This window comes from Nibribacter koreensis (genome assembly GCF_039541795.1).
GTDB classification, from domain to species: Bacteria; Bacteroidota; Bacteroidia; order Cytophagales; family Hymenobacteraceae; genus Nibribacter; species Nibribacter koreensis.
Window position 1 is genome coordinate 124,799 of sequence record NZ_BAABGX010000001.1, and the last position, 12,465, is coordinate 137,263.

The window sequence follows — 12,465 nt, forward strand, 5'->3', positions numbered from 1 at the left end:
CCCAGAGTACAACAGCAGTGCGAAGGGCCAGGACGAGGCCCCGCGGCCATGAGCGCTTACCAGAAAAGATGAAACATTAAAGGTAGTGCGCACCGGAACAAGCGAAATCTCCAAGGGAACAGTCAACGGAAATGCATCAAAAAAAGACTTCTATTTTCCGCCTGATTTCCTCAAAACAAGCCAAAAACGGAAGCTGTCTAAATACAAAGGCCTCACAAGTTTATAGTACCTGTGAGGCCTGTGCGTCTATTGCCAAACAATTAGCAATTAACAATCAGCAATTATTTTACCTCCACTCCACCTTCGGAAACCGTGCCTTCAAAGAGCCGCGCATCAAGCGGTATTCTTCCTGCCAGAAGTAATGCAGGCTGTTCACCACTTTCAAAGGCTTTAAATCTGGAGTAAGCAGGTGCAAAGCCACGCCCACGTCGCCGCCGTCTACGGTGGGGTTATGCTCCCAGTCAAAGACGTCCTGCAGGCGCACTTCCATGATGGGGGGCTGGGCATTGTCTGGGTAGTACAGTTCCACTGGATGGCTGTCTGGCAAAGCCAAAGTAGCAGGAGCCAGTTCTTCCAGCCGCTCACGTTGTTCTTTACCCAACATATTTTGCAGTAGCGGCAACAAGTCAATATCCAGGAGGTCCTGGCCAATCTGGACGTCTTCCAGATGGTAGGCCAGCCACTCGTTGCAGGTCATGAGCAGGGTAGGGGTACTGATATCGGGGAAGCCTTCGGTGGGGTGCCATTTTCTAAGACACAGCACGCGGTTCTGAAACTGCTTGACGGCCTCAGAGAAGTTCAGCCAGTCCTCGCCTTCGCGTTTGATGGTTTCGCAGATGGCTTGCACTAAGAAACGCTCGTCAGGCTCGGGTAGGGGTTTGCTTTGGAGCACGATGGAGCCAATGCGCATGTCGCGGGAAGCGGTTAATTCGCCTTCCTCAGGGTCCCAGGAGACTACGTCTTTCTGCTTGACTAGCGGGGCCAGGTCTTTGGGGTTGAGCGGCGAGGCCAGGAAAATGCGGCCCGGACCATCGCCGCCGGCGTGCAGGTGCGCAATGGCCAGCCAGGGGTCATGGGCCAGGTCATCGCGGTGGCCGGCAGAGGCGTACTTGCCGTTGGCCAGCTGGAACTGGGCGTTGTTGCCGGGCCTCGCGTAGGCGATGCGCTCTGGGTAGCAGTTGGCCAGCAACACGCCGGTTTCATAGGGGTCTACCGCGGAGTTTTCGGGCTCAATGGAAAACATGCGGCGGTAAGAGGAGGCAATCTTGTCAATCTTGGAGAAGCGCTTTTGGTGCAGTCCTTCTTTGCGGGTTCGGCGCAGGGCCTCAATACGCAGGTTCAGGTCAATGCCGGCTTCGCGGGGCAAGGGGTCACGTTCTTCCAGCAGGGCGGCAATATCAGTGGCCAGGGCCAGTTGGTCGCTTTCTTGGGCGGCCAGCAACATGTGGGCCAAACGCGGGTGCGTGGGCAGGGCGTGCATGGTGCGGCCGTGCTCCGTGATGCGGCCGTTCTCCAGGGCGTTGAGCTGGTGCAGGGTTTCCTGGGCGTACAACAGAGCGGCTTTGGGCGGTGGCGTGAGCCAGGTCAAGGCCCTGATGTCTGATATGCCCCAGGCGGCCATGTCCAGCACCAGCGGTGCCAAGTCGGCTTCCTGAATCTCGGGGGTGCGGTGCGGGGCCAGGCGTTCGTGCAGGGCTTCGGTCCAGAGGCGGTAACAGGTACCGGGGCCTAAACGCCCGGCCCGACCGGCGCGTTGGTCGGCGGCGTCTTTGGAGATGCGCACCGTCTCTAGCCTACTCAGGCCAGTGGCGGGGTCAAAGCGCTGGGTTTTCGCGAAGCCGGTGTCTATGACCACGGTCACGCCCTCAATGGTGAGGCTGGTCTCGGCAATGGAGGTAGCCAGCACCACTTTGCGCTTGCCGTTGCGGTCTGGCATAATGGCGGCGTACTGCTTGCCGGGGGGCAACATGCCGTACAGCGGGTGGATGGCCACCTCGCGCAGGCCCTTCCGGAGCAGGGCTTCTACTTTTCTGATATCCTGCTCGCCGGGCAGAAACACCAGCACATCGCCTTGCTGTTCTTGCAGGGCCTTGCGTATGGCGCGGTCGGTCATTTCATGCAGCAGTTGGGCATCGGTCTCGCCGGCGTATTGCACGTGGATGGGGTATTGCCGGCCCTGGCTCTCTACGGCGGGGGCGTTGAGCAGGCGGGTGAGCTGGGGCATGTTGAGGGTGGCGCTCATGACCAGAATGCGCAGGTCTGGGCGCTGGGTGGACTGGGCTTCGCGCGCCAGGGCCATGGCTACGTCTGCGTGGATGCTCCGCTCATGGAACTCGTCAAAAATGACCAGGCCCACGCCGTTGAGCGCGTTATCTGAGTGGAGCATGCGGGTGAGAATGCCCTCGGTGACTACCTCCAGGCGGGTTTTCTCTGAGGTGCGGTTCTCAAACCGGATGCGGTAGCCCACGGTCTGGCCCACCTCCTGGCCCAGCAGTTGCGCCAGCCGTTCGGCAATGGTGCGGGCCGCCAGCCGACGGGGTTCCAGCATGATGATTTTCTGCCCCTTCAGCCAGGATTCGTCTAAGAGGGCCAGCGGCAACAGGGTACTCTTGCCCGCCCCCGGAGGCGCGTTCACAATCAGCGTGTTCTGGGCGGCAAGGTGTTCCCGCACGGAAGGGATAATCTCCCGAACGGGCAGGTCTATGGTAAATGGGTCGAAAGGCAAGGGGAAGAAGGGTTAAATTTTACTACAAAGGTACATTAACAATCTTTAGTCAATAAGATATACATCCTTTGAAAATGATTGAGTTTTTATTTATTTTAATAAAAAGAACAATACCTTAACTGCACCTATCTTATTAATGCCATTTCTTAACTTTAAAAATAATCGTGAAAACAGATAACAAGGTTGCACACCCTTTTAGTGGCTTGAAATTTTGGGAATATTTTTTAGATATTTCTAAGGGTCATGAAGAAGTAGTCGTTTTAGTTAATAAGCATATTGATATAACATTGCCTTTATTAGATAATTATATAAAAGCTTTTCCTAAATACACATTACATAATAGTCGTCATCAAAAGAACATTATAAGGATTTACGGAGAGTTATTAAATGATGATATAACAAAAGTTTCCTTGCTTGAGAGTGTTATATTGATATTAAGTGCTGTGTATCATGATGTTGGAATGGTTTTTAGTGAAGATGAAATTAAAAAAGTAGTTGAGGATGAGAGGTTTGTCGCTTTTCTAGACGATAATATTAAAGCAAAATTAATATTTGAGGTAAATAATAAACAAGCAACCTCAGAGTTAGTTGAATGGTTTTGCAGGTGGAGCCACGCAAACAGAGTATGGGACTTCTTGCACTTAAATGATGTTGATTATCCTTTATTTTTCGAAGGTATTCCTTTTAAAAATGAACTTGGTGCTGTATGCGAAAGTCATAATTTTTCTGTAGATTTTATAAAGAATAGCCTAGAGCTTAATGAAAATTTTCATGGGAACTGCGATTTAAAATTTTGTTCTATAATTTTAAGGTTAGCGGATATATTAGATTTTGATAACACAAGAAGCCCTCAAAGCGTTTTTGATTATCTAGAGTTAAATAATCCTAAGAACAGTGCAGAGAAAGTAAGTTCTGAAGAATGGGGTAAACACCTGCAATCAAGAGGATTTGATTTTAAAACTGATAAGGATGTTAAGTACTTGTATTATAAGGCGGCACCTACTCATCCTAAAATTGAAGTTGGTATAAGGAATTTTTTGAAATTAATATATCAAGAATTGCAAAGCTGTTCTGATTTATTAAGATTTTGTTCACCAAAGTGGCAAGACTTTAAGTTACCGCTTGAAATAGATGAAACTGGAATTAGAAGTGTTAACTATAAGTCAGGCAATTATCATTTTAGTTTATCAGAAGATAAGATCTTGAATCTTTTAACGGGCGAAGGCTTGTATGATGATGAGTTTGTATTTATAAGAGAATTATTGCAAAATGCCATTGATGCAAGTCGATATAGATTATACCTAGAAAGAATAAAAAATACAGAATTTGTTGTTGAACCAATTGAAGTATCTTTCTTTTCTGATATTGAAGGGTATAATTGGGTAAGAATTGATGATTTTGGTTGTGGAATGGATGAAAAAATAATTCTTAACCATTTGCTTAAAAAAGGTGACTCTTATTATAACTCTGATAGATTTAAGTTAGAAAGAATATTACTTCAAAATAAGACTGGTGAAGAGTTTGTTCCAATTAGCAGATTTGGAATAGGTTTACTTTCATGTTTTATAGTCGGGGATAAAATTGAATTAAATACTAGATTTCATGGTGAGGATGGTAAACCTATGCCTCAATCATTTAGAGTATCTGTAGAAAATCAAAATGGGATTTTTGTTTTACAGTCAAACAGAGAAAGACATGTCGCAAATGCTATGCCCTCTTCAGGTGGTCCTGAGTTTGGTTATAGAAGAAGGCCAGGCACTTCTATTGCTGTAAGGCTAATGACTAGACGTGAGTATTTTGGATTTAATTTTAAGGCTAAATTAGAAGATTTTGTTCTGTGTTCTCCCGTCCCAATATTATATAATGGAGAAGTCATTGGTGGCGACTTTAACGATATTCTACTTAAGCCTTGGGCTGAAGAATCTTCACTACCTGTTACATCTGAAGTAATTGAAGATATTCAATCATTGTTTGATTTACAAATTCCTTCAGGGATTAGTCTTGACATAATTCCTATTGATATTACAAATGAATCTTTAGAAAGTAACCTAAAAGGGCAGGTAGTATTTTTTGGAATAAATTCACCAGAACTTAGTCAAAATAGTTTTGATTGGTCAAATAAGTCTGTTTCTATAAGAGTTGATAACAAAGATGTAATTGCAGAGTTTGTTAAAAAGATTAAAATTGAAAATACTAATAAGGAAGAGAAAGTAATATATAAGTTTGAAAACGCACTATCTTCTATAACAATTCCTAATATATCTGTATGTGCTACAGAAGCCTTTAAGCATTATAACAGTTTATTGTTAAGTCATAATGGTGTGGTTATGAGAGATTCTTCTAATAAATTTCTATTTAATAAAAATTTATTAGGTTTCAATGGTCGTAGCAATGACTTTAGTTCTTCTGGTTATGGATTTTTAGGCGTTCTTTATTTTGAAGATGACTTTTTGCCGCAACTGAGCGTTGCTAGGAACGAAATTAAGGAATTGAGTTTTAAAATAGTTGCAAATAGCATTTTTAGCTTAAGGAAACTAAATAGGCTTGCTAGATACTCAAATAATGAATTTAATTTTTTTGATAGAATAGAAAATACAAATTATTTTTCTATTAAAGAGATTAATAGTAGTAAATTTTATGAAAAAAATAAAGCGTTTTGGGATAACCAGAGAGTCTTTGTAAATGCTTCAAATAATGAAGAATTGAGTATTGTGGAATTGGTGAGTCAAGAGGCTGGTAAAGTAGAATTATTGCCACTTACTTATTCTAATTCATATTCTTACAGGACATTTTTTAATAGTATTTTTAGTTATGCTTTATTAATTAATTTTAATATATCATTAAGATTGCGTAGCCCATCTGAATACGATCAATTTAATACTTTATTAATAAATGGAGTTAAAACTAGTTTTAATGTTAATTTAGATGAAATTGATCCATTAAGAATTATTCCATTTGAAAATGAATCTGTTGTTGTTGCAGAAACTTTTATTAATGAATCCCATCGCCTTGTGCAGTGGTATATTAAGTCATTTCCTGTGTTGTTTGACAATTTTAATCATTATTGTTTCCAATTATTAAATTTGTTATTACGCCGGTATTATTTTCCTTTACATGATAGAATTGATGGTGTTAACCAAGTACTTTCTAGGCTAAGAACATTATTGCCTGCTGAGCATAAGCCAGATATTAGCCTAAATCTTTCAAAAGATGATTTCCTAAAGACTGAAGGAATAAGTTAATACCAATATTATGCTCAATTTGTGTAATAACCTCATGTAGAATTTACCTCTCCTCATATACCCGCTCAATCCTCCTATCCGGTATCAACCACATCAACGCTACCAGCACATAGACGCCGTTCGCGGCCCAGGGACTCCAGAAGGAGAGGGCTATGCCGGTCAGGTACAAGAGCGGGGAGAGTTTGCCTTTCAGGTCTTGGCCAATGGCTTTGGCGAGGAGAGAGTCTTTGCCGTTCTTTTGAATGATGGTCTGCTCCAGCACCCAGTAGGCAATAGAGCACAAAAGCAGGATGCCGCCATACAGGGCCGTAGCCGCCGGCGCGAAGCTGTTTTCGCCCATCCAGCCGGTGGCAAAGGGAATCAACGACAGCCAGAAGAGCAGGTGCAGGTTAGCCCAGAGAATGTTTCCGTTCACCTTGCTGGCGCTGTGGAGCATGTGGTGGTGGTTGTTCCAGTAAATGCCAATGTAAATAAAACTGAGCACATAGCTCAGGAACACGGGCAGGAGCGGGGCCAGGGCCTCCCAGTTGGGGTTGTGCGGTACCTTCATCTCCAGTACCATAATGGTAATGATGATGGCCAACACGCCATCACTAAATGCTTCTAGCCGTCCTTTGTTCATGGTTGCGGGTTTGCCCGGTGGGGCGCACGTTACTGCTTACAAAAGGGAAGGTACAACAATCCGGTATATGTAGAAACAGCTATATGTCTTTCTCCCTCAGAAATTGGGGCGGGCTGGTCGTTTTTTTAGCCTGTTTTCCAGAAAATAGCCTGAAAACCGATAGGCTTTTCTTTATAAAGTGAGACTGGCTTTAATTAGTCTGCTTCAAAGACCTCCTTATAGCGTACTTCAATTTGGTGCATTTCTTCTGGGGTTAAGGCGGCAAATTCCCTGGTTTTGGCGCGGGTAGACAAACTTCCGTTGCCTTGGTGCAAGAATTGAATGAGCAGCGCTACTGTTTTGTCAGGCATTGAGAAGATATTGTCCAACCAGTCTTTCAGGCGGTCATATTTCTGTAGATAAGATACTTCTTCTGGGATAATGTGCTGGATGGTGTAGTCTACGCATTGGAACAAAAATTCTGCCTGCGGGGTAGCATCAAAATAACGGTAGTAGTCTATGGTTTGGTTGAGTACTTCTATGTTATGGTCAGGTGTGGTGCGCCATTCAATAAAATCCAACAGAGGGTGTGAGTAGGTTTCCAGTACCTGTCTATAGTCTGTCAAGTGGTCTAGTATGGCCGCTGACACCGGGAAAATAATACCCTGCGGCGTAAACTTGAGAGAGGCTAACAAGTGGTGAATGAGGTACCGGTGCAACCTGCCGTTGCCGTCTACAAAGGGGTGAATGAACACCAACCCGAAGGCCAGTTGCGCCGCCGCCAAAACCGGATGATACTGCCTGGCCTCTAAGAGTTTTATGCTTTCCAGCAGCCCCTCCATTAACGGTTCTATGTCTTGCCACCTAGCCGAAACGTGGTCTGGAAGGGGTTCTCCCGTATGGCGGTCATGCTCTCCTACAAATCCACCAGCGGTGCGGTACCCCAAGGCCGTAAACCTGCTTTCGCCAATGACAAGTTGCTGCAGGCGCAGAAGCTCTTGCTTGCTTAAAGGTTTGGTGCCTGCCTGCCCTATGGCATTGCCCCATCTAATGGCTCTGGTTTGGGTGGGGCGCTCGCCTTCAATGCTAAAAGAGGCTTTGGAGTCTTTGAGCAACAGAAAAGCAGACGTGCGCTGCAAGATGTCTTTATGCACCCCTTTCAGGGACAGGCTTATCTGCTCATCTAACTTTTTTGTTAGATAGTCCTGCAAGCGAGTAGTTTTAGAGACAAGCGGGCAAAAGGAGACAGTGCCAGGCAGGTTGTTGAGGATGCGGTGCCGGGCAGACCTATCGCCTTGGGTTAGGGCATACTGCAGCTTTTCATCTATTAAGGGTACATAATTTTTAATGCGAAGATCTGGAACGGGCAATTGTTGTTGCATAAGCCATTCATACAGAAACCAGACTTTACGCATGTATTGGCTTGTATATTCCTTCTGGACCAGGGCTAGAACCTCTCCTTGAGTAAGTTGTTGGAACAGCTTTTTAAAGAACAGCAAATTGATTCCTTCATATTTGAGCGCGAAGGTCAGGTGACCGGCTAAAGAATCTGCTGGTTGGTAAGAAGGGGGGAAGACTTGCCATTGCCCTTGCCCGTATTTCCGGTTCTTCTGGCTAATGATGGCCAATTGTCTGGGCAAAGGAAGCTGTAAGCCATAGTGTTCAATAATAGCGCCGTACCCTACCAAGATACCCGCCTTGGGGGCTGTACGTCCATGAAAATTAAGTATTTCCTGTGAAAACGAGGTAGAAGCCATAGGTAATTATGAATAGTAGGTTTTCAAAGATAGTAAATACAGGTAAGAGTTGAAAAAAATGGGTATAAATAGCCGAATTTATTAAATATAGGTATGAGCAGGGTGGGATTACTAGTTGGAGTTAAAGCGGAATTCATTTGGTATTACCTTAACAGGGGTCTTATTTCATTCTAGAACCATACTGTTTTTGACCTATTTTCCAGAAAATAGCCTAAAAACGAACTGATGCGCGCCGGGGCATTTGGCCTAAAGTACAACAGCCGCTTTCTGGCTTGCGTAAGGGCAAAGACCTTTGGTTTTACCGCATATGGCAAAAGACACGCAAGTAGCACCTGCATCAGACTTCACCGGCTTTGTGACCGTACGCGGCGCCCGGGAGCATAACCTCAAGAACGTTGACCTTACCATTCCCCGCGATGCCCTGGTGGTGTTCACGGGCGTGTCGGGCTCGGGCAAGTCGTCGTTGGCGTTTGGTACGCTCTACGCCGAGGCTCAGCGCCGCTACCTGGAGAGCGTGAGCCCCTACGCGCGGCGGCTGTTCCACCAGATGGCCGTGCCCGAGGTAGACGCCATTGAGGGCCTGCCGCCGGCGGTGGCTTTGCAACAACAGCGCGGCACGCCCACTACCCGTTCCAGCGTGGGCAGCGTGACCACGCTCTCTAACCTGGTGCGCATGCTCTACAGTCGGGCCGGTGACTACCCCAAAGGCCAACCCATCATCTACGCCGAGGCCTTCTCACCCAACACCCCCGAAGGCGCCTGCCCCACCTGCCACGGCCTGGGCCGCATCTATGAGGTGACCGAAGAAAGCATGGTACCCGACCCCAGCCTCACCATCCGGGAGCGGGCCATTGCCGCCTGGCCCACCGCCTGGGGCGGCCAGAACCAGCGCGACATCCTGGTGACTTTGGGCTATGACGTGGACCGTCCTTGGAAGGATTTGCCCCAAAAACAACGCGACTGGATTCTGTTCACCGAGGACCAACCCGTGGTGCCCGTGTACCCCGGCTACACCCCAGAGCAAACCCAGCGCGCCCTCAAACGCAAAGAAGAACCCAACTACATGGGTACCTTCACCAGCGCCCGGCGGCACGTGTTCCATACCTTCGCCAATACCAACAGCCCGCTCATGAAGAAGCGGGTGATGCAGTTCATGCTCCATACTGACTGCCCCACCTGCCAGGGCAAGCGCCTGAACCCGGCCTCGCTCTCCATAAAGTTTGCCGGCTATGACATCACGGAGTTATCGCGCCTGCCCCTACAACGCGTAGCGCAGACCCTGCAACCGTATGTAAACGCCGTCACTTCCAGCCACACCCAGCATGACGAAGAGCACCCCGAGCAGGTGATTGTAAAACAGCGCATCGCCCAGGATTTGGTAGCCCGCATTCAGGTGCTGCTGGATTTGGGCCTGGGCTACCTGTCCCTGGAACGAAGCACGCCCACCTTGTCGCCGGGCGAATTACAGCGCTTGCGCCTGGCCACGCAACTGTACTCGCATCTGTTTGGGGTGGTGTATGTGCTGGACGAGCCCTCGGCGGGTTTGCATCCTAGTGATACGCTAGCCTTGCTCACCGCCCTGGAGAACCTCAAGAAAGCGGGCAACTCTCTGTTTGTGGTGGAGCATAATCTGGACGTGATTTCCAAAGCCGATTGGCTGGTGGACGTGGGCCCCGCGGCGGGTGAGAAAGGCGGCGAAATTTTGTACAGCGGTCCGCCGCAAGGCCTGCAAAAGGTAACCAATTCTCAAACCGCCGCCTACCTGTTCGGCTCGGCGCCGGTGGGTGTCCGGGAGCGGCGTACGCCTACTGGCTGGCTTAAACTCAGCGGCGTGACCCGCAACAATCTACATAACCTGGAGGCTGAGTTTCCGCTGGGCGTGTTCACCACCGTGACGGGCGTGTCGGGCTCTGGCAAGAGTAGTCTGGTGAGCCAGGTGCTGGTAGAATTGGTCGCAGAACATCTGGGCCATGAACTGCCCCCCGAGGAAGAGGAGGGAGACGGGCTGGAAAGCAAAGCGCCGCAAACCTTGGACGGAAGAATAGTGAGCGGCCTGGAGCAGGTTAAGCGCCTGGTGCGGGTAGATCAGAAGGCCATCGGGCGCACGCCCCGCTCCAACATGGCCACCTACACCGGCTTGTTTGACCACGTGCGCAAGCTCTTCGCTGAGACGCCGCTGGCCAAGAAGCGCCGCTATGACGCGGGCCGGTTTTCCTTTAACGTTGCCAAAGGTCGTTGTGAGAACTGCACCGGCGAGGGCTTCGTGATGGTGGAACTGCTTTTCCTGCCCAGCGTGTACGCGCCCTGCCCGGTCTGCCACGGCGCCCGCTATAACGCTCAAACCCTGGAAGTGACCTACCGTGACCTTAACATAGCCCAGGTCCTCAACCTGACCGTAGACGCCGCCTGGCAATTCTTTGACGAGGAGCCCGCCATTCACCGCGCGCTCACCGTCCTCCGTGAGGTAGGCTTGGGCTACCTGCGCCTGGGGCAGCCGGCCACTGAACTCTCGGGCGGTGAGGCCCAGCGCATCAAACTCGCCACCGAACTGCAACGTTTGAGCCGCGGCAACAGCCTGTACATCTTAGATGAACCTACTACGGGTTTGCACCCTTCAGACGTGGAGAAGCTCATGGCCCAACTAGAGAAACTGGTAGACGCCGGCAACACCGTCATCGTGGTAGAGCATACCATGCGCGTGGCCGCCGCCAGCGACTGGGTCTTGGACATCGGTCCTGGGGCAGGGGAGGAAGGAGGCCGGATTGTAGCCGCCGGCACGCCGGAAGATGTAGCCAAGGTGAAGAAGAGTAAAACGGCTCCGTTTCTAGGCAAGGAATTGGCAGCCAAATAGAAAGTTAAAAACAGAAATCCGGTTTTAGCCTGTTTTCTGGAAAGCAGGCTAAAAACAAACTTTCCCAAACATTCCGCAAGTTTGAGCGAAGTGGTAAATGGGACTTGCTATGGTGGCAGGTTGCAAAGCCGTTTCCCATGTACTTCGCCAATTGCCAACTATCATTTTGTGGCCTCTTTTTACCCTTTCTTTCAACTAACAGGCCCTGAAAAAAAGTATATATACCCTGATGACAATATTTTAGAGTTTGGTAAATTGTCTGTGCATTTTTAAACAGACCAAACCATGTTCAAACAGATCCTTTCCTCCTTCTCCATAGTTGCGCTTTTGTGCGTTATGCTTGGTTGTGCAGACAAAGAGGAGGCTGCGCCGGATCCCTCCAGCTTTGATTGCCTTTTATTGAGAGAGCAGATAGCCTTTGCCACGCCCGGTGAATCCCTCACCCGCGATTATCATTTTGAAGGTGGTTTCCTAAATCGTGTGACGGATGTGTATGTGGGACAACGTCCTTCCAGCACTACCACGTGGTTTGATTACGGCGCCGCCGGCCAAATAGCCTCTACCTCTTTGACAGACGCGCAAGGCCTTCCCCTGGAAGCCCATGAATTCATCTATGACCAACAAGGTTTGGTGAAGCAGGTATATGTGCACAACAGAAAGCAGAACCCAGGGTCTTCGGTTTTGCAGCCCTACCATACCAAAGAACTCACCTTTAACAGCAAACAACAGCTTGTCAACCTCAAGGTCTGGACTGCAAACACTTCTCCGCGCATGTTATTGAATGACTTCGCGTTCACCTATGACGCCAAAGGGAACATCACCCAAATGCAGGAGTACCGCGTCTTACGGTACTCACAAAGCAACCCAGAAGATTTTAATGATCTTGTCTTAAAGGTAACCTTTACCCATGACAATAAGGTGAACCCGTACCATGAGAACCTGTATGTGATGTTCCTGCCCAACACTACCATTCTCGTTCCTGGGTTGTCTACCAACAATATTGTATCTACTACGTCTGTGTCTACCCTGGAAGGCACCAAGAAAGGGCCGGGCGCCAACTATGACCCAAGTGCCTACAACAACACCAGAACCAATACCTACACATATAATGAGCAAGGCCGACCCACCACGGTGACAAGTTCGGTTGGCTCAACACGCACATTCACGTATAAATGTGAAAAGTAGGTCGGAAAAATACAATTATGGTCATATAAAGTAGGTTGGTTGTAAAGTGCCATTTACTTGGGCCATGGCATGCAGAAATAGAAAGGTAAGTTCTTGTAAGAGAA

General features: G+C 48.3%; 6 protein-coding genes. 3 read left to right on the plus strand and 3 right to left on the minus strand.

The features are described from left to right. Nucleotides 1–286: 286 nt before the first annotated feature. Complete coding sequence (gene hrpB / locus ABD880_RS00485; protein WP_345161216.1) at nt 287–2,725, minus strand: ATP-dependent helicase HrpB; 2,439 nt, start codon at nt 2,723–2,725, stop codon at nt 287–289. A gap of 164 nt (nt 2,726–2,889) precedes the next feature. Between hrpB and ABD880_RS00490 the strand changes: the two genes are divergently transcribed. Continuing rightward, the gene (locus ABD880_RS00490) at nt 2,890–5,967 is read left to right on the plus strand and encodes an HD domain-containing protein (RefSeq protein ID WP_345161217.1); all 3,078 of its coding nucleotides are present in this window, start codon (nt 2,890–2,892) and stop codon (nt 5,965–5,967) included. 43 nt (nt 5,968–6,010) lie between these two features. Here ABD880_RS00490 and ABD880_RS00495 read toward each other — a convergent pair whose 3' ends face one another. Beyond that, a complete protein-coding gene (locus ABD880_RS00495; RefSeq protein WP_345161219.1) occupies nt 6,011–6,589 on the minus strand; it encodes a TMEM175 family protein in 579 nt (192 codons plus the stop codon). A gap of 194 nt (nt 6,590–6,783) precedes the next feature. Continuing rightward, the gene (locus ABD880_RS00500; RefSeq protein ID WP_345161221.1) at nt 6,784–8,325 is read right to left on the minus strand and encodes a Fic family protein; all 1,542 of its coding nucleotides are present in this window, start codon (nt 8,323–8,325) and stop codon (nt 6,784–6,786) included. Between the two features lie 307 nt (nt 8,326–8,632). Between ABD880_RS00500 and uvrA the strand changes: the two genes are divergently transcribed. Beyond that, complete coding sequence (uvrA, locus tag ABD880_RS00505) at nt 8,633–11,176, plus strand: excinuclease ABC subunit UvrA (protein WP_345161223.1); 2,544 nt, start codon at nt 8,633–8,635, stop codon at nt 11,174–11,176. Nucleotides 11,177–11,461: 285 nt separating this feature from the next. After that, nucleotides 11,462–12,361, plus strand: a complete 900-nt coding sequence (locus ABD880_RS00510; RefSeq protein WP_345161225.1) for a hypothetical protein — start codon at nt 11,462–11,464, stop codon at nt 12,359–12,361. Nucleotides 12,362–12,465 lie beyond the last annotated feature (104 nt).